General features: G+C 70.7%; 15 protein-coding genes and 1 tRNA gene. 6 read left to right on the top strand and 10 right to left on the bottom strand.

Translation table 11 applies throughout. The features are described from left to right. Positions 1-35 precede the first annotated feature (35 nt). The 3 genes from ABZW60_RS35715 to ABZW60_RS35705 all read right to left on the bottom strand — a co-directional run bounded on the left by ABZW60_RS35715 (position 36) and on the right by ABZW60_RS35705 (position 3,509). Complete coding sequence (locus ABZW60_RS35715; RefSeq protein WP_355484544.1) at positions 36-1,025, bottom strand: beta-ketoacyl-ACP synthase III; 990 nt, start codon at positions 1,023-1,025, stop codon at positions 36-38. After that, on the bottom strand, positions 1,022-2,215 hold the full coding sequence (locus ABZW60_RS35710) for an acyltransferase domain-containing protein (RefSeq protein ID WP_355484542.1): 1,194 nt from the start codon (positions 2,213-2,215) through the stop codon (positions 1,022-1,024). The genes ABZW60_RS35715 and ABZW60_RS35710 overlap by 4 nt, the downstream gene beginning before the upstream one ends. Positions 2,216-2,294: 79 nt before the next feature. Further along, positions 2,295-3,509 carry a helix-turn-helix domain-containing protein gene (locus ABZW60_RS35705; RefSeq protein WP_355484540.1) on the bottom strand — a complete coding sequence of 405 codons (1,215 nt, stop codon included), beginning with the start codon at positions 3,507-3,509 and terminating at the stop codon, positions 2,295-2,297. A gap of 34 nt (positions 3,510-3,543) precedes the next feature. On the opposite strand from ABZW60_RS35705, the gene ABZW60_RS35700 reads away from it, so the two are divergent. Both ABZW60_RS35700 and ABZW60_RS35695 read left to right on the top strand, forming a co-directional pair. Beyond that, a complete protein-coding gene (locus tag ABZW60_RS35700) occupies positions 3,544-4,587 on the top strand; it encodes a PHP domain-containing protein (RefSeq protein ID WP_355484538.1) in 1,044 nt (347 codons plus the stop codon). Between the two features lie 75 nt (positions 4,588-4,662). Next, entirely contained in the window at positions 4,663-5,670 is a 1,008-nt protein-coding gene (locus ABZW60_RS35695; RefSeq protein ID WP_355484536.1) for a pirin family protein, read from the top strand. Here ABZW60_RS35695 and ABZW60_RS35690 read toward each other — a convergent pair. Further along, on the bottom strand, positions 5,645-6,169 hold the full coding sequence (locus ABZW60_RS35690; RefSeq protein ID WP_355484534.1) for a hypothetical protein: 525 nt from the start codon (positions 6,167-6,169) through the stop codon (positions 5,645-5,647). The two genes, ABZW60_RS35695 and ABZW60_RS35690, sit on opposite strands and share 26 nt — an antisense overlap. Positions 6,170-6,204: 35 nt before the next feature. Continuing rightward, positions 6,205-6,846: a TetR family transcriptional regulator gene (locus ABZW60_RS35685; protein ID WP_355484532.1), complete on the bottom strand. Its 642-nt coding sequence runs from the start codon at positions 6,844-6,846 to the stop codon at positions 6,205-6,207. A gap of 50 nt (positions 6,847-6,896) precedes the next feature. On the opposite strand from ABZW60_RS35685, the gene ABZW60_RS35680 reads away from it, so the two are divergent. Further along, on the top strand, positions 6,897-8,450 hold the full coding sequence (locus tag ABZW60_RS35680) for an FAD-dependent monooxygenase (RefSeq protein WP_355484530.1): 1,554 nt from the start codon (positions 6,897-6,899) through the stop codon (positions 8,448-8,450). On the opposite strand, the gene ABZW60_RS35675 is transcribed toward ABZW60_RS35680, so the two are convergent. From ABZW60_RS35675 to aceE, 5 genes are all read right to left on the bottom strand, one after another. Then, positions 8,435-10,069: a LuxR C-terminal-related transcriptional regulator gene (locus ABZW60_RS35675; RefSeq protein ID WP_355484528.1), complete on the bottom strand. Its 1,635-nt coding sequence runs from the start codon at positions 10,067-10,069 to the stop codon at positions 8,435-8,437. The two genes, ABZW60_RS35680 and ABZW60_RS35675, sit on opposite strands and share 16 nt — an antisense overlap. Before the next feature lie 32 nt (positions 10,070-10,101). Continuing rightward, entirely contained in the window at positions 10,102-11,187 is a 1,086-nt protein-coding gene (locus ABZW60_RS35670) for an NAD(P)/FAD-dependent oxidoreductase (RefSeq protein WP_355484526.1), read from the bottom strand. After that, positions 11,184-11,480 (bottom strand): hypothetical protein, encoded by a 297-nt coding sequence (locus ABZW60_RS35665; RefSeq protein ID WP_355484525.1) that lies wholly within the window; start codon positions 11,478-11,480, stop codon positions 11,184-11,186. The genes ABZW60_RS35670 and ABZW60_RS35665 overlap by 4 nt, the downstream gene beginning before the upstream one ends. A 69-nt stretch (positions 11,481-11,549) precedes the next feature. Then, on the bottom strand, positions 11,550-13,022 hold the full coding sequence (locus tag ABZW60_RS35660; protein WP_355484523.1) for a peptide MFS transporter: 1,473 nt from the start codon (positions 13,020-13,022) through the stop codon (positions 11,550-11,552). Positions 13,023-13,326: 304 nt separating this feature from the next. Beyond that, the gene (gene aceE, locus ABZW60_RS35655) at positions 13,327-16,053 is read right to left on the bottom strand and encodes a pyruvate dehydrogenase (acetyl-transferring), homodimeric type (protein ID WP_355484672.1); all 2,727 of its coding nucleotides are present in this window, start codon (positions 16,051-16,053) and stop codon (positions 13,327-13,329) included. A 330-nt stretch (positions 16,054-16,383) separates the two neighbouring features. Here aceE and ABZW60_RS35650 point away from each other — a divergent pair, with 330 nt between their 5' ends. The 3 genes from ABZW60_RS35650 to ABZW60_RS35640 all read left to right on the top strand — a co-directional run bounded on the left by ABZW60_RS35650 (position 16,384) and on the right by ABZW60_RS35640 (position 17,387). Beyond that, complete coding sequence (locus ABZW60_RS35650; protein ID WP_355484521.1) at positions 16,384-16,827, top strand: DUF3052 domain-containing protein; 444 nt, start codon at positions 16,384-16,386, stop codon at positions 16,825-16,827. Then, entirely contained in the window at positions 16,824-17,294 is a 471-nt protein-coding gene (locus ABZW60_RS35645; protein ID WP_355484519.1) for a peroxiredoxin, read from the top strand. Before ABZW60_RS35650 ends, ABZW60_RS35645 begins: the two co-directional genes overlap by 4 nt. Before the next feature lie 21 nt (positions 17,295-17,315). Beyond that, positions 17,316-17,387 (top strand) — tRNA-Val (locus tag ABZW60_RS35640). Positions 17,388-17,498: the final 111 nt, after the last annotated feature.

The following is a 17,498-nucleotide window of genomic DNA, read 5'->3' as shown; positions in this document are numbered from 1 at the left end:
GTGCAGCCACCTGAGCTGCCCCGGACAACTATGAACTACGGCAGGCGGATCACTTGGGCGGCGTACACCAGGCCCGCGCCGAAGCCGATGATCAGCGCCAGGTCGCCGCTCTTCGCCTCGCCGGCCTCGCGCATCGCGGTGATCGCGAGCGGGATCGAGGCGGCCGAGGTGTTGCCCTGGCGCTCGATGTCGCGCGCGACCTTGACGTGCTCGGGCAGCTTCAGCGTCCGGCGCATCGCGTCGGTGATCCGCATGTTCGCCTGGTGCGGGACGAACAGGTCGAGCTGCTCGGCCTTGACCCCGGCGACGTCCAGCGCCTGCTGCGCGGTCTTGGCCATCTCGAACGAGGCCCAGCGGAACACCGGGTTCCCGTCCATCCGCAGGTGCGGCCAGTTGTAGCTGCCGGCCGCCTCCTGCCAGGACTCCTTCTGGCTGATCACCTGGTGCTGCGTGCCGTCGGAGCCCCACACCACCGGGCCGATACCCGGCTCGTCGGCCGGACCGACGACCGCGGCGCCGGCGCCGTCGGCGAAGATGAACGCCGTACTGCGGTCGGTGCGGTCGGTGAGGTCGCTCAGCCGCTCGACGCCGATCGCCAGCACGTACTTCGCGCTGCCGCCGCGGACCAGGTCGTTCGCCAGGGCGATCCCGTAGCAGAAGCCCGCGCAGGCGGCCGAGACGTCGAAGGCGGCGGCCGTCGGGGCGCCGACCTCGACCGCGATCCGGGTCGCGATCGCCGGCGTCTGGTAGAGGTGGGTGACGGTCGAGACGATCACGCAGCCGATGTCGGCCGGGTCGACGCCGGACTCGGCGATCGCGTCCTTGGCCGCGTTCACCGACATCATCAGCACGGTCTCGTCGTCCTCGGCCCAGCGCCGCTCCTTGATCCCGGAGCGGGTCTGGATCCACTCGTCGCTGGAGTCGATGTGCTCGAGGATCTCCGAGTTCGGGACGACGCGGCGCGGCCGGTAGGACCCGATGCCGAGGATGCCGGCGTACGTCGCGCCGGTGGACGCGGTGATCACGCCGGGCTCCCGGCGGGGTGCAGGCGGACCAGGGGCTGGCCGGGGGAGACCGGGTCGCCTTCCTCGACGAGCCACTCGACCACGATGCCGCCGTGCGGCGCGGTCACGTCGACCTCGTCGCGCAGGCTGCTGACCTTGGCGACGACCTCGCCGGCCCCGACCTGGTCACCGGCCTCGCGACCGGCCTGCGCGGAGCGGCTGAAGGTGCCCTTGATCGGGGCGACCAGCAGACGCCAGGTCGGCGTGGCGTCGATCTCGGACGGGCTGCCGTGCTTCTCGGCGAACGCGCGGGCGTCGTCGAGCTGGTCCGGGGTCTTCAGCGCGAACGTCTCGACACCCTTGAGGGCGCGGCGCGCGATCCCGGTCAGCGTGCCCGCCGGCGGCAGCTCGAGGATGCCGGTCACCTCGAGGTCGGCCATCGTCTGCATGCACAGGTCCCAGCGGACCGGTGCGTTCACCTGGGTGACGAGCCGCTGCAGGACGTCCTGGCCGTCGTGGACGACATGGCCGTCGCGGTTCGAGATGAGCCGGGTCCGCGGGTCGTGGGTGCTGATCGCTGTCGCGTACTTGGCCAGCGTCTGGACGGCCGGCTCCATGTGCCGGGTGTGGAAGGCCCCGGCGACCGACAGCGGGATCAGGCGGGCCTTCGCGGGCGGGTCGGCGGCGAGCGCCGCCAGCTCCTCGACGGTGCCCGCGGCAACGATCTGGCCGGGGCCGTTGTCGTTGGCCGGGGTCAGGCCGTGCTCGGCGAGCTTGGCCAGGACCTCGTCGCGGTCGCCGCCCAGCACCGCGGTCATCGAGGTCGGCGTCAGCGCGGCCGCGGCGGCCATCGCCTTGCCGCGCTCGCGGACCAGGACCATCGCCTGCTCGGCGGTCAGGACTCCGGTGCCTGCCGCGGCGGCGAGCTCACCGACGCTGTGACCGGCGACCGCGCCGACCTTCGCGAAGGCGTCGGCGGGGTGCGGGAAGACCGCCAGCGCGGCCAGCATGCTGGACGCGACCAGCAGCGGCTGCGCGATCGCGGTGTCCCGGATCGTGTCCGCGTCGGCTTCGGTGCCGTAGTGGGCGAGGTCGAGACCGGCGACCGCGGAGAGCCAGTTCAGCCGGCTCTCGAACACGGGATCGGCCAGCCACGGCTCGAGGAAACCTGGGGTCTGGGCACCCTGACCGGGCGCGACGATGACGAGCACGTGACAACTCTCCCTCAGCCGGGCCCGCCGCGAGCCGCACGGCGAGCACGAATTCTACCGGGCCGCTTTTGTGGAGATCCTACAAAACCGTGCTTCCGGGCTCGGGATGCAGCAGGCGACCCAAGGTCAGTGCGACACGCAGTGTGAAACTGTCGCGGGGATTCAGCGGGTTGTAGCCCGTGAGGTCCGCCACACGCTTCAGCCGGTACCGCACGGTGTTGGCGTGGATGAACATCGCCCGGGCCGTCGCCTCGATCGAGCCGCCGGAGTCCAGGTACGCCGAGACGGTGTCGAGGAGCACGCCGTCGCCCACGGTGAGCGGGCCGTAGACCTCGGTGGCGAGCTGCCGGCGGGCATGGCCGTCTCCGGAGAGTGACCGTTCCGGGAGCAGGTCGTCGGCCGGCACCGGTCGCGGGGCACCCGGCCAGGCCGCCGCGGCGCGCAGGCCGGCGACGGCGGCCCGTGCCGAGGTCACGGCCGACATCAGGTCCTTCACCACCGGTCCGACGACGATCGGGCCGGGTCCAAACCAGCGGGCGAGTTTTTGTACGGTCTCGACAGGATTGCTCGTACCGCCGAGTACCACGACCAGCCGGTCGCCCTGGATCGCACACAGTGCGTCAGCACCCGCCTCGCGCGCCGCGTGCCGGACCATGTCCGCGACGTTCGAGCCGGTGTTGCCGGCCGGCGGCGTCTCGGCGACCGGGGCCCGGCCGACCACGACGGCGACCTCGGCCGATCCTGTCGTACCGGCGGCGCCGGTCCAGCCGAGGGCCGAGGCGCGGGAGCGGACGGACTCGTCGGCCTCGCCGCGGATCACCGAGTCGACGAGCAGGGCCTCGAGCCGGGCGTCCCAGGCGCCGCGCATCTCCGCGGCCTGCGCGTAGACGGTCGCGGCGGCGAACGCGACCTCGCGGGCGTACCGCTGCATGGCCTCGTGGACGACCGGTACGTCGTCGGGCGGCAGCAGCGTGCCGATGGTGTTCTCGATGGTCTCGATCGTGGTGCGGACCAGGTCGACGGTCTGGTGCAGCGAGATCACCCGGGTGAACTCGCGCGGCGCGGACCCGAAGATCCGGGTCGGCATCGAGGAGTGCGCCTCGGGGTCGCGGAACCACTCGACGAACGCGGAGATCCCGGACTGCGCGACCAGCCCGATCCAGGACCGGTCCTGCGCGGACAGCGTCGCGAACCATGGCAGGTTCGCGTCCATCGCCGCCATCGCGGCGGTGGCCAGCGCACCGGTCGCGTTCTGCAAACGCTCCGCCCGCGCCAGATGTGCCTTCGTCACCACGCCCAGACCATACGCGCACTGCCATGATGGGCGTATGACGGACAAGGCGGGTGTGGCGGACGCGATCGAGGCGTTGCGGGCGATCGGGTACTACCTCGAGCGCGACCGGCAGCCGACGCACCGGGTGAAGGCGTACCGGCGGGCCGCCGACACGATCGCCGCGTTGCCGGCCACCGAGGTCCGGGCGCGGCGCCGGGCCGGGACGCTGACCGAGCTGCCGGGGATCGGCCCGAAGACCGAGGCCGTGATCGTCGAGGCGATGGACGGCGCCACCCCGTCGTACCTGGTCAAACTGGAGGAGGCCGCGGGCGAGCTGACCACGGCCGGCAAGGGCCTGCGCGCCGGGCTGAAGGCGGACCTGCACCTGCACTCGGAGTGGTCCGACGGCGGCAGCCCGATCGAGGAGATGGCCCGGACCGCGCACCGCCTGGGCCACTCGTACATGGCGCTCACCGATCACTCGCCGCGGCTGACGGTCGCCAACGGGCTGTCCCGCGAGCGGCGCCTGCAGCAGCTCGAGGTCGTTGCCGAGCTCAACAAGAAGCTGCAGGACGAACTGGACGGCTTCACGATCCTGAACGGTATCGAGGTCGACATCCTCGACGACGGTTCGCTGGACTGCGACACGGAGATCCTGGCCCGGCTCGACGTGGTGGTCGCGAGTGTGCACTCCAAGCTGCGGATGGCGTCCGAGCCGATGACCGAGCGGATGGTCCGCGCGATCGCGAACCCGCACGTCGACGTGCTCGGGCACTGCACCGGCCGGCTGATCACCGGCGGCCGCGGGACCCGTCCGGAGTCGGAGTTCGACGCCGAGGTGGTGTTCGAGGCGTGCCGCCAGTTCGGGACCGCGGTCGAGATCAACTCCCGCCCCGAGCGGCTCGACCCGCCGAAGCGGCTGCTCTCGATGGCCGTCGAGACGGACTGTGTGTTCTCGATCGACACCGACGCGCACGCGCCCGGCCAGCTCGACTGGCAGGTGTACGGCTGCGAGCGCGCCGAGGACTGCGGCGTCACCTCCGACCGCGTCATCAACACCTGGGACCAGCAACAACTTCTGGAATGGACGGCGTCATGAGCGAGCGAAGCGAGCGAATCAAACAACACAGCGCGATCGTGCCTCATCCGCGCCCGGAGCGAAGCGAGGACGTGGATGAGTGATCTGGAGAAGGACCCGGCCGAGGTCGTCGGATTCGCGGACTGTGAGGGGCCCGCGCTGGAGATGCTCGAGGGCCGGGAGGTCGTGCTGGGGCGGTCCACCACGGTGCGGCGGTTGCTGCCGAACAAGAACCGGCGGATGGTCGGCGCGTGGTGCTTCGTGGACCACTACGGGCCGGACGACCTGACCCGGCGCGTCGACTCCTACGACGTGCCGGGGGAGCGCGGCATGCAGGTCCCGCCGCATCCGCACACCAGCCTGCAGACGGTGAGCTGGCTGTTCGAGGGCGAGATCGAGCACCGCGACAGCGTCGGGTCGCACGCGTTCGTCCGTCCGGGCGAGCTGAACATCATGACCGCCGGCAACGGGATCGCCCACTCCGAGGTGTCCACCCCGGACGCGCCGCCGAAGCTGCACGGCGCCCAGTTGTGGGTTGCGCTCCCGGATGCTGTGCGGACGACGACCCCGCCCGCCTTCAATGCGTACGCCGACCTGCCGCGGCTGGATCTCGACGGCGCGCACGCGACGGTGATGATCGGGACCGTCGCCGGGGTCACGTCGCCCGCACCGGCGTACACCCCGCTGGTCGGCGCCGACGTCACGATCGAGCCGGGGCGCTCCGTGACGCTCCCGCTGACGGCGTCCAACGAGTACGCCGTGCTCGTGGTCGACGGATCCCTGACGGTCGGGAACTTGACCCCGGGCTTCGGTGAGATGACCTATCTGGGCGCCGGACGGGACGCGATCGAGCTCGCCGCCGCCGAGGGCGGTGTGCGGTTCCTGCTGCTCGGCGGTGAGCCGTTCGAGGAGGAGCTGGTGATGTGGTGGAACTTCATCGGCCGCAGCCACGAGGAGATCGTCGCCGCCCGGGACGCCTGGCAGGCCGCCATCGATGCTGCAGGCAACGACCGGTTCGGGATGGTGCCCGGCTACGACGGCGATCCGCTGCCGGCGCCGCCGCTGCCCGCGACCACCCTCAGACCGCGACCGCGGGCGCGCTGACCCGGCGGCGGTAGTAGGCCCAGGTGACGACCAGCAGCGACGGGCCCCACAGCTGCAACGGCGCGTAGCACGCGATCATCAGCGCCGCCCACGGCGTGCTGGAGAAGGGGATGAACTCCTTCGAGAACACGTCGCGGAAGCCGTAGGTCCAGATCGCGATCAGGCTGAGCGCCCCGAGGACCGCGGGGACGATCGCGGCGTACGGCGCGACGCGGCGGCCGCCGATGACCGGGATCCAGCGCGGCGCGACCTCGCCCCACCGGCTGACCAGGCCGAGCGCGGTGAGCGCGACGAGCTCGGAGAAGATCGTCAGCGAGACGACGTACAGCTTCTGCCCGAACCCGATCAGGTGGGCCGGCCGGCCGGCGTCGTCGAGCATGCCCATCGACGAGCCGAACACCAGCCCGAGTCGCCACAGGCCGGACGGCAGGGTGAGGAAGGGGATCGCGTGCGCGAGGCGGTAGGCCCAGCGCGGGACGGGACGCTCTGTTGTGCTCACGCCCCGAGCATCCGCCGGACCGGTAGGTCGCTACCTCACCCGTCGGAGTGAACCCGGTCCCTCCCAGGACCGATTCCCTGCTCCAGGACGTCGAACGCGCGGTCGATCACGGCGACCTGGTCGGCCTGCACCCGCGCGAGGTCGTCGCCGGCGATGATCCGTGCGACCGAGGTGTGGTAGATCGTGGTGAGCGTCGCCGTCAGCAGATTCGCGACCAGGCGGGCGCCGAGCTCGTCGCCGGTCTCCTCGGCCAGGACGCCGGCCAGCATGGCGGCGATCTCGTGCTCCTGCTCGATGCTGCGACTGACCAGCGCGGGGCTGGACTCGAGCACGCTCCAGAAGCCGCGCACCCCCTCGATCGCGCCCGACAGGGGATGGCGCGCGGCCAGTAGTTCGTGCTGGTACCGGCGCATCGCGACCGCGACGGGCTCACCGGCCGGGCGGTCTCGGACGACGGCCTCGAGCTCACGCAGGCGGTCGTCGTGCCGGTCCAGGAACAGGTCTTCCTTGCGCGGGAAGTAGTTGAAGACCGTCATCTTGGACACCCCGGCCGCGTCGGCGATCTCCGCGACGGTGACGGCGTCGAACCCGCGCCGCACGAACAGCCCGGTGGCGACGTCGGAGATCATCCGCCGGGTCGCCTGCTTCTTGCGCTCGCGCAGCCCTTGCTCGGCCATGGCTGGAATTATACTGGACCAAATTTTGTACTCGGTCTAAGATTCTGGTCATGGACAACCGAGATGTGGTGATCGCCGGCGGCGGGCCGGTCGGCCTGATGCTGGCTTGCGAACTCGCGCTGGCCGGGGTGGGCGTGCTGGTCGTCGAGCGGCTGCGGGAGATCGATCCGACGATCAAGGCCGGCTCGATCAACGTGCCGACCGCCGAGGCGATGTACCGGCGCGGGATGCTGCCGGCGCTGCAGGAGCACCAGCAGTTGGCGTTCGAGCAGATGAAGGCCTTCCGGGCCGGGAAGGGGCCGAGTGGGCCGCCGCCGGCCGGGCACTTCGCCGGGATCATGGTGAGCTCCGCCGGTGTGCACTTCGACGACCCGGCGTTCCGCGACGCCGGGCCGGCGCGGTCGGTCTTCGCGGTCGGGCAGCAGGCCGTCGAGTCGATCCTCGGCACGCGGGCCGCCGAGCTGGGCGTCGAGATCCGGCGCGGGGTCGAGGTCACCGCCTTCGACGCCGACGACGAAGGCGTCACCGTCCGACTCAGCGGCGACGTGCTCGGCGACGGCGTGGTGGGTCACGGTGTGGTGGGCGGCGGTGTGATGGGTGACGTGGTGCGGGCGGGCTGGCTGGTTGGTTGTGACGGCGGGCGCAGTCTGGTGCGCAAGCTGGCCGGGTTCGACTTCCCCGGCACCGAGCCCGCGATCACCGGCCGGCAGGCGATCGTGGATCTCGAAGGCGCCGACGGGCTCCAGCGCAGCTGGAACTACACGCCGACCGGCCTCTATGCCCACGGTCCGGTCCCGGGCCGGGTGCTGACCGTCGAGTTCGACGGCCCGCCGGAGGATCGCGACGCGCCGATCACCGCCGACGAGATCCAGGGCAGCCTGCGCCGGGTCACCGGCGTCGACGTCACGGTCACCGCGGTGCACAGCGCGACCAGGTTCACCGACAACGCGCGGCAGGTGACGTCGTACCGCAAGGGCCGGGTGCTGCTCGCCGGTGACGCGGCGCACGTGCACTCGCCGTTCGGCGGGCAGGGCCTGAACCTCGGGATCGGCGACGCCGTCAACCTCGGCTGGAAGCTGGCCGCGACGATCCGGGGCACCGCGCCCGAGGGCCTGCTCGACACGTACACCACCGAGCGGCATCCGGTCGGCGCGTGGGTGCTGGACTGGACGCGCGCCCAGATCGCCTTGATGCGTACGGATGCGCGCACCGCCGCGTTGCGCGACGTGGTCACCGACCTGCTCCGGACGGCGGACGGCTCGACGTACCTGGCGAAGAAGCTGTCCGGCGTCCTGCACCGGTACCCGATCGCGGGTGCGCACGAGCTCGTCGGCTCGGCGGCGCCCGACTTCGAGTTCGCGGACGGGACGCGGTTGGGGGAGCACCTGGCCGACGGCACGTCGCTGCTGGTGGATCTGTCCGACTCGGCGCGGTTGCGCGATCTCGCGTCCGGGCGGGTCCGCGTGCTCACCGCGAAGAGCGGCGGCGAGCTCACCGGCGTACTGATCCGGCCGGACGGATATGTCGCGTGGGCCGCGGCGGACGGTGGCGTGGCGGGTCTGGACGAAGCGTTGTCGACCTGGGTGCCTCAGATCAGGTCGTGATCGCGGGCGTAGGCGGCCGCCGCCGTCCGGGACGGTACGTCCAGCTTCGCGAAGATGTTGGTGAGGTGCCGGGCGACGGTCTTGTCGCTCAGCACCAGCCGGTGCGCGATCTCGGCGTTGCTGTTGCCAACGGCAACCAGTCGGAGGACGTCCAGTTCACGCCCGGTCAGCCCGCCCGCCGTACTCCGGCCGAGCAGCTTCTCGACCTCCTGCCGCGCCGGCGTCGCACCGATCTCGGTGAACGACCGGCAGGCCGTGGTGAACTCGGCCGCCGCCGAGTCCTCGTCGCCGAGCGACCGCACCGCACGGCCGACCAGCACCTTCGCGCGCGCCACCTCGTACGGCGCCCGCAGCTCGTCCCACAACCGCGCCGCGGTCCGGGCGTGTGGCAGGGCCTGGTCCGGGTCGTCCTTCGCCAGCGCCACCAGGGCCAGGCAGTAGGCCGCCGACGCCCGCAAGCCGGCACACCCGAATGCCTCGGCGATTGTTGACAATTGGACAGCTGCATTGTCGGCCTCAGTCACTTCGTCGCCGGCCAGCAACACCTCGACGGCGCCCGCGAGCAGCCGCGACCGGTGGACCGGATCACCCGTCTCCGTCAGCAGCCGACGTACGGCGGCGACCGCGGCCGGTACGCGCCCGCGCGCGACCATCAGCAGCGCCCGCCCCGGCTGCGCCTCGTATCCGTAGCCCGCAGCCTCGTCGTACGACGCTTCCGCGGCCGCGAGATCGCCGCGGATCCGCAGTACGTCGGCACGCTCGCCCAACGCCAGGCCCGCCGCGGCGTTCGCCCCGGACTCCGCGTACCGCCGGCACGCGGCCTCGAACTCCGCGAGCGCTTCCGGGTACGCCGCGTGCAGCCGGAGGATCTGGCCGCGGTGGACCGCGCACTGGCCGGTGAACGGCACGAGGTCGGGCTGGCCGTCGCACCAGCGGGTCAGCGCCGCGGTCCAGGCGGACGCGCGGGCGAAGTCGAGCACCTCCTGGCAGCCCTCGATCATCGCGCAGTACACGTTGCCGGCGAAGATCGGCGACAGTTCGCCGGCGGCGACGCCGACCATCGCCTCGTCGAGCAGCGCGAGCCCTTCCGGTACGCGGCCGGAGTACAGCAGCAGCCTGCCCTTGCACACCAGGCCCTGTGCCAGCAGGTCGGGATCCCCGTGCCGGCGGGCGATCGCGACGATGTCGTCGCCGGCGGCCAGCCCGCCGGGGACATCCCCGTGGTCCAGACACCGGAAGAAGTCGTGGATCCGGAGGTAGCCGCGCTCCACGACGTCCCCGGTCTGGTCGGCCATCAACCGCTCGGCGCGGGCCGCCCAGCCGTTGCCGACGGCCGCCTCGCCCCGGGTGTTCAGCACCAGCGCCAGCCAGAACGCGAACCGGATCGCGCCGAGCACGTCGCCGCCGTCGATCCGGTCACGGTAACCGCGCTGCAGGGCGCGGATGCAGGAGTCGGTGTCGCCGAGCAGGAACGCCGCGGTGGCCAGCGTCAACAGTTCGGCGGGACCGAGGCCCGCACCCGGATCCTGATCCGCGGCGCTCAGCCGCTCGTAGGCGACCGCCCAGTCACGCCGCTCGTACGCGGACCGGGCTCGCTGCAGATCGTCGACAATCCCCATCCATGCCCCCACTCGTGAGCATGCGCTTCAGGTCACGCGGCGGCAAGACTCCGGTCCGCGCCGGCGCGGGCCGCGATCCGGCGGGCGATGTACGCCGCGTCCCGCCCGACGCCGGGCAGAACCATCGAACTGAAGGCGTACTGGAAGGACAGGCCGCAGAAGAACAGCCCGGGCATCCCCTCGGCGATACCGCGGTACTCCCGCGGCCAGCCGTCGGCGCCGATCACCGCGGGCTTGATCCAGTCGAACACCTGGCGGAATCCGGTCGCCCACACCACGTTCGCGACGTCGAGGACCCGGCCGTTCTCGAGCTCCGGCCGGCCGTCCCGGACACCCGTCACCCGGTCGTGGACCCGCTCGACCCCTCGGGCGAGCAGGTCGCCCCGCTTGACCCGGATCATCGGCCCGCCGTGGAACCGAACCTCCCCCATCTCCTTCCTGCCCATCGGCGTCCGGCGGGTGAGCACGTGACGCCAGGCGAACAGCAGGAGCGGCCAGACCAGAACCTGACCGCGCCCACCCGGCCTGAAGGGCACCTGCCCGGGATCGCGACCGCACAGGATCGTCTCGTGTGTCCGCGCGACCTCGTACGCGATGTCGGTGCCCGAGTGCGACCCGCCGACCACGAGCACCGGCCCGTCCTTGAGCTGCTCCGGCCGGCGGTACTCCGACGAGTGCAGCTGCCGGATCGCCGGATCCAGGTCGACCGCGCAGTCCGGCAGGTGCGGCGTCCGCCCGAACGTTCCGGTGGCGACGACGACGTTGTCCGCGGCGAGCTGCTCGCGGCCGGTGGTGACGATCCAGCGGTCGTCGATCCGCTCGAGGGTGTCCACCCGGGTGCTGTGCCGGATCGGCAGCCGGAAGTGCGCGGCGTACGACGCGAGGTAGTCGGCCACCTCGTCCTTGCCGGGGTAATGCCACGGATCGCCCGGGAACGCCAGGCCGGGCAGGCCGTCGTACTTCGCGGGCGAGTACAGCCGCAGGCTGTCCCAATGCGACCGCCACTGGTCGCCGACCCGGGCGTTGCCGTCCAGGATGACGAAGTCCTCGCCGAGCTGCTGCAGCTGCCGGCCGGTGGCGAGCCCCGCCTGTCCGGCGCCGATGATGATCGTGTTCATGCTGGTCTCCCTTCCACGTCGCGCCGCAGCGTGTGGAACCGCAGCCACCACAGCAGCATCAGCGCCGACGTCACCACGTAGAAGCCGTGCAGGATCCAGATCGGTCCTGCCGGCAGGTGCACCACGTAGATGCAATGGACGGCGTTGCCGACGTTGGCGAGCACCAGGTTCAGCGGGCTGTACGACGCCAGGTCGCGGGTCCGGATCGCCTTGACCACCATCGGCAGGGCGCTCGACGCGAAGAGGATGGTGGACATCGTCCCCGCGAGAAGAGCAACGCTTGCGCCAGTCATGTCACCGACGGTAGGGACCGCGGGCCGCCCGCCGCGTCGGACGGAATGCGCAACCCGCGCCCGCGACGACTACGAGGTTTGTCGTACGTCGGTGTGCCGGCGGATCCACGGCGCGAGTGCGTAGACCGCGAACGCGACCACGATCGTGACCACCGCCAGGCCGCCGAAGTACGCCGTGTCCGAGGCGTCCTCGGTCGCCTGCACGAGCTGCGCGGTGATCGCCTGACCGGCGGCCGGCGCGAGGAACCACAGCGCCATCATCTGGCTGAGGAACGCCCGCGGCGCCAGCACCGTCGTCGCGGCCAGGCCGACGGGGGACAGGAACAGCTCGCCGAGGGTCTGGATCACGTAGACGACGACCAGCCACAGCGGCGACGCCAGGTTGTCGCCGGCCACCGACGACGCGAGCGCCATCACCGCGAACGAGATCCCGGCCAGCAGCAGCCCGGTGGCGAACTTCTGCCCGATCGAGGGCCCGCGATCGCCCAGCCTGATCCAGATCACCGCGAACACCGGCGCCAGCACGATGATCGAGAACGGGTTCACCGACTGGAAGAACTCCGGCGAGATCCCGACCCCGAACAGCGCCAGCCGCGTCCGGTCGGCCGCGAACGACGTCAGCGTGGTCGCGGCCTGCTCGAACAGCATGAAGAACAGCATCGCCGCCACGAACAGCGGGATGTACGCGCGGACCCGTTGCCGCTCGACCGGCGTCACCAGCGGGCTCCGCAGCAGCATCACGAAGTACGCGATCGGGGCCAGGAAGCACAGGTACGAGATCGCGTCCACGACCGGCTTCGGGCCGATCCCGCCGGACCGCCAGGCCGACCACGCGAACACGACCGCGAGCAGCGCCAGGACGGCGGCCGTGACCTTGACCATCGTCGGCCGGTCCGCGGCGGTCAGCGGGTTCGGCGGGGTGTCGCCGCGGCCGTGCAGCGTGCGCCGGCCGAGCAGGTACGCGACCAGGGCCAGCGTCATCCCGACCGCGGCCGCCGCGAACGCGACATGGAACCCGAACTCGCGGCGCAGGAACCCGACCACGAACGGCGCCGAGAACGACCCGATGTTGATCCCCATGTAGAAGATCGAGAACGCCGAGTCCCGCCGCGGATCGTCTTGCTCGTAAAGGGTCCCGACCATGGTCGACACGTTCGGCTTCAGCAGTCCGGTGCCGAGGGCAACCAGCGCGATCCCGGCATAGGCCGGTCCGGTCGACGGCAGCGCCAGACACAGGTGACCGGCGACGATCACGGTGCCGCCGTACAGGACCGTGCGGCGGGCGCCGACGACGCGGTCGGCGAACCAGCCGCCGAGCACCGAGAGCAGGTACACCGAGGCGCCGTAGATCGACACCACGGCCTGCCCGAGCGACTCACCGAGCCCGAGCCCGTGCGCCTTGTCGGTCAGGTAGAGCAGCAGGATCGCGCGCATCCCGTAGTAGCTGAACCGCTCCCACAACTCGGTGGTGAACAGCGTCATCAACCCGCGCGGATGCCCGAAGAAGGTCCTCTCCGGGGCGGCTTGCTGCGTGTCGGTCATGTACCGACCGTAGCAAGCCGACTACTCAGAGAGTGATCCAGTAGCGCCGCGCCCGCCCGGGCCAAGTGTCACGGATGTGCCCGCCGCCGTCGAGCAGCTTTCTCGTTGAGCGCGTGCCGCAGCGTGATCGCCCCGAGGTACGTGCCGCCCTCGACGATCCACCAGTAGGACGCGGGCACCCGCTCCGGCGTGATCGGAACGCTGTCGTCACTCTGCTCCGCGGGCGGCCACCAGCCGCACCCAATAAACGAACGGGCCGCCCACCGGTGCGGTGGGCGGCCCGTTGCTCAGGCGTTGCGGCGGGTCAGGCGCCGGCGCCTTCCTGCTTCACGCCGGCGACCGCGGTCGGGTCGTCGATGCGGTACTTGCGGGCCGCCTCGGCGGCGACCTCCGGCTTCACGTCACCGCGCTTGGAGAGGATCTCCAGAGCGGCGACCACGATCGACTCGGCGTCCACCTGGAAGTGGCGCCGGGCCGCGGCCCGGGTGTCGGCCAGACCCCAGCCGTCGGTCCCGAGCGACGTGTAGTCGTTCGGCACCCAGCGGGAGATCTGGTCCTGCACCGCGCGCATGAAGTCGCTGACGGCGACCACCGGACCCTTGGTGTCCTTCAGCTGCTCGGTGACGAACGGCACCTGCTCCGGCTCGTCCGGGTGCAGCAGGTTGTGCTGCTCGGCGGCGACGGCGTCCCGGCGCAGCTCGTTCCACGAGGTCACCGACCAGATGTCGGCCGCCACCGAGTACTCCTCGGCGAGGATCTGCTGCGCCTTCATCACCCACGGCAGCGCGACACCGGACGCGAGCAGCTGCACGCGCGGCACGTCGTCGCCCTCGGCGGTCTGGTACTCGTTGAAGCGGTACATGCCCTTGAGCAGCCCCGCGACGTCGAGGTTCTCCGGCTCGGCGGGCTGTGCCACCGGCTCGTTGTAGACCGTGAGGTAGTAGAAGACGTCCTCGCCGTGCGGCTTGTCCTGGTCCAGCCCGTAGCCGTACATCCGGCGCAGGCCGTCCTTGACGATGTACGGGATCTCGTACGCGAACGCGGGGTCGTAGTGCACCGCGGCCGGGTTCGTCGAGGCGAGCAGCGGCGAGTGACCGTCCGCGTGCTGCAGACCCTCACCGGTCAGCGTCGTCCGGCCCGCCGTGGCGCCGATCAGGAAGCCGCGGCCGAGCTGGTCGCCGAGCGCCCACATCCAGTCGCCGGTGCGCTGGAACCCGAACATCGAATAGAAGATGTAGAACGGGATCATCGGCTCGCCGTGCGTGGCGTACGCCGTGCTCGCCGCCAGCACCGAACCCATCGCGCCGGCCTCGCTGATGCCCTCGTGCAGCAGCTGACCCGCCGTGGACTCCTTCCACGACAGCAGCAGGTTGCGGTCGACGGCCTCGTAGTTCTGCCCGTGCGGCGAGTAGATCTTCGCGGTCGGGAACATCGAGTCCATACCGAACGTGCGGTACTCGTCCGGGGCGATCGGGACGATCCGGTGACCGATCTCCGGGTCCTTCATCAGGTCCCGGAACAGCCGGACCAGCGCCATCGTGGTCGCGACCGGCGCGTGCGAACCCTTGGCCAGCGGCTTGTACACGTCGTCGCCCGGCAGCTTCAGCGTCTTCGGCTGCACCCGGCGCTCCGGCAGCGAACCGCCGAGCTGCTTACGCCGCTCCATCATGTACTGGTACTCCGGCGAGTCGGTGCCGGGGTGGAAGTACGGCGGGTTGTACGCGTCCTCGAGGTCCTTGTCCTCGATCGGCAAGTACAGCCGGTCGCGGAAGGCCTTCAGGTCGTCCGAGGTCAGCTTCTTCATCTGGTGGGTCGCGTTACGGCCCTCCAGCGCCTCGATCGTCCAGCCCTTGATGGTCTGGGCCAGGATCACGGTCGGCTGGCCGACGTGCTCGGTCGCGCTCTTGAACGCGGCGTACACCTTGCGGTAGTCGTGACCGCCGCGCGGCAGCTTGCGCAGGTCCTCGTCGGACAGCCCGCTGACCATCTGGCGCAGCCGCTGGTCGCCGCCGAAGAAGTTCTCCCGGATGTACTCGCCGGACTCGACCGAGTACGTCTGGAACTGGCCGTCGGGCGTGGTGTTCATCTTGTTCACCAGCGCGCCGTCGTGGTCCTGGGCCAGCAGGTTGTCCCACTCGCGGCCCCAGATCACCTTGACCACGTTCCAGCCGGCGCCGCGGAAGAACGCCTCCAGCTCCTGGATGACCTTGCCGTTGCCGCGGACCGGGCCGTCCAGCTGCTGCAGGTTGCAGTTGATCACGAAGGTGAGGTTGTCGAGCTCCTCGCGCGCGGCCAGGCCGATCGCGCCGAGCGACTCCGGCTCACCCATCTCGCCGTCACCGAGGAACGCCCAGACGTGCTGCTGGCTGGTGTCCTTGATACCGCGGTTGTGCAGGTACCGGTTGAAGCGCGCCTGGTAGATCGAGTTCAGCGCGGCCAGACCCATCGAGACGGTCGGGAACTCCCAGAAGTCCGGCATCAGCCGCGGGTGCGGGTACGACGACAGGCCCTTGTGCGGGCCGCGCGACACCTCCTGGCGAAAGCCGTCCAGGTCGTCGGTCGTCAGCCGGCCCTCGAGGAAGGCGCGCGCATACATCCCGGGGGAGGCGTGACCCTGGATGAAGATCTGGTCGCCACCGCCCGGGTGGTCCTTGCCACGGAAGAAGTGGTTGAAGCCGACCTCGTACAGGCTCGCGGCCGACTGGTAGGTGGCGATGTGACCGCCGACCTCCAGGCCCTTGCGGTTGGCCTTGCTCACCATCACCGCGGCGTTCCACCGGATGAACGCCCGGATCCGCCGCTCGATGTGCTCGTCGCCGGGGAACCAGGGCTCACGCTCGGGCGGGATCGAGTTGATGTAGTCGGTGCTCCGCAGTGCGGGCACGCCGACCTGTCGCTCCCGGGCGCGCTCGATCAGCTTGAGCATCAGGTAGCGCGCTCGCGCCTTGCCCCGTTCGTCCAGGACCGCGTCGAGCGATTCGACCCACTCCCGTGTCTCGTCGGGGTCGATGTCGGGGAGCTGGGTGGGCATCCCCTCGGTGATGATGGCTGGTGGTTCGTGTCCGGAAGCCACGGTGTCCTGCCGTTCTCTCTGGTTGTCTTCACCGCAATCCTGTCACCTGTTCGGAATGCGTTCTACTTTGCCTTCCCTTCCGGCCCGATTCCGGCTCACCGGCCGGGATCTGAGCGGACACGCCTTGTACCCGCCACGCGCATACCGGACACGTCACGGAACCCTGGTGCATACTTGCGCGACGCGGTAGGTCACGATGGACTACTGCTAGCTGTGTGGCTGTACCAGAGGTAACAGCAGTGCAATGACACCTACCCCCGGGCAAGCGGGGACCACGGAGGAGGACACGTGAGTGCGACCGCGGATCACGCGGACGGCAAGAGCGGAGTGCCGAACATGGCGTCCCGGCTCGGCCTCGAGGCCGGCTGGGTCGTCCAGGAGATCGGCTACGACGACGACTGCGACGACGACCTGCGTGATGCCATCCGGGAGGTCACCGGGGAGGACTTCGTCGGTGACGACACCGACGAGGTCGTGGACGCAGTCCTGCTCTGGTTCCGTGAGGACGACGGCGACCTGGTCGACTCGTTCTTCGACATCCTGACCGACCTGAAGGCCGGTGGAGTGGTCTGGCTGATGACTCCGAAGGTCGGTCGCGACGGGTACGTCGAGACCAGCGACATCGCCGAGGCCGCGCCCGTCGCGGGCCTGGCGACGACGAGCACACTGAGCGTGACCGACGACTGGTCCGCCACCAAGTTGGTGGTCCCCAAGTCCGGTCGCCGCGGGTGACCGTCCCGGCTGCCGGCAGCCGGGCCCCCGACTTCGAGACGCGGAACCAGCACGGCGAACCGGTCCGGCTGAGCGACTACGCCGGCCGCCGGGACGTCGTGCTGGTCTTCTATCCGTACGCGTTCAGTCAGGTCTGTACGAGTGAGCTGGCCGCGCTCCGCGACCGGCCTGACCTGCTGGCCGCGGCGGAGTTCCTGGCGGTCTCGTGCGACCCGATGTTCACCCTCCGGGCGTACGCCGACGCGCAGCAGCTGCCGTTCGGCCTGCTCACCGATTTCTGGCCGCACGGCGCGATCGCCACGGCGTACGGCGTCTTCGACGCGGAGCGGGGCTGCGCGCTCCGGGGCACCTTCGTCGTCGACCGCACCGGCGTGATCCGGTGGTCGGTCGTGAACCAGATCCCCGAGGCCCGCAACCTCGACGACTACGCGACCGCGCTGGCAAGTCTGGGCCGGGATCTCGGGTAGACTCCTCCGGTCGTTTGATCCGGGCGAATAGCTCAGCGGTAGAGCGCTTCCCTTACAAGGAAGATGTCGGGGGTTCGATCCCCTCTTCGCCCACGGACGAGTGGGCGAGGTGTGCACGCGGAGAGCGCGTGCGGTCCTCGCCCGTCGTGTTGTCCGGGGGTGCAACCCCCGGGCCCCGCCCGGCGGGCGTCGCCCCCGGACCCC

Origin of the sequence: Kribbella sp. NPDC003557 (assembly GCF_040610805.1) — a bacterium.
In the GTDB taxonomy this organism is placed as follows: domain Bacteria; phylum Actinomycetota; class Actinomycetes; order Propionibacteriales; family Kribbellaceae; genus Kribbella.
Note: the sequence above shows the minus strand (reverse complement) of the source record. Positions and strands in the feature narration are given on the sequence as shown.

What these genes read in the sequence shown, in the direction of transcription:
- ABZW60_RS35700 (WP_355484538.1), top strand. Translation starts at nt 3,544, where the DNA reads ATGACGGACAAGGCGGGTGTGGCGGACGCGATCGAGGCGTTGCGGGCG.
- ABZW60_RS35695 (WP_355484536.1), top strand. Translation starts at nt 4,663, where the DNA reads ATGAGTGATCTGGAGAAGGACCCGGCCGAGGTCGTCGGATTCGCGGAC.
- ABZW60_RS35685 (WP_355484532.1), bottom strand. Translation starts at nt 6,846, where the DNA reads ATGGCCGAGCAAGGGCTGCGCGAGCGCAAGAAGCAGGCGACCCGGCGG.
- ABZW60_RS35680 (WP_355484530.1), top strand. Translation starts at nt 6,897, where the DNA reads ATGGACAACCGAGATGTGGTGATCGCCGGCGGCGGGCCGGTCGGCCTG.
- ABZW60_RS35675 (WP_355484528.1), bottom strand. Translation starts at nt 10,069, where the DNA reads ATGGGGATTGTCGACGATCTGCAGCGAGCCCGGTCCGCGTACGAGCGG.
- ABZW60_RS35670 (WP_355484526.1), bottom strand. Translation starts at nt 11,187, where the DNA reads ATGAACACGATCATCATCGGCGCCGGACAGGCGGGGCTCGCCACCGGC.
- ABZW60_RS35665 (WP_355484525.1), bottom strand. Translation starts at nt 11,480, where the DNA reads ATGACTGGCGCAAGCGTTGCTCTTCTCGCGGGGACGATGTCCACCATC.
- ABZW60_RS35660 (WP_355484523.1), bottom strand. Translation starts at nt 13,022, where the DNA reads ATGACCGACACGCAGCAAGCCGCCCCGGAGAGGACCTTCTTCGGGCAT.
- aceE (WP_355484672.1), bottom strand. Translation starts at nt 16,053, where the DNA reads ATGCCCACCCAGCTCCCCGACATCGACCCCGACGAGACACGGGAGTGG.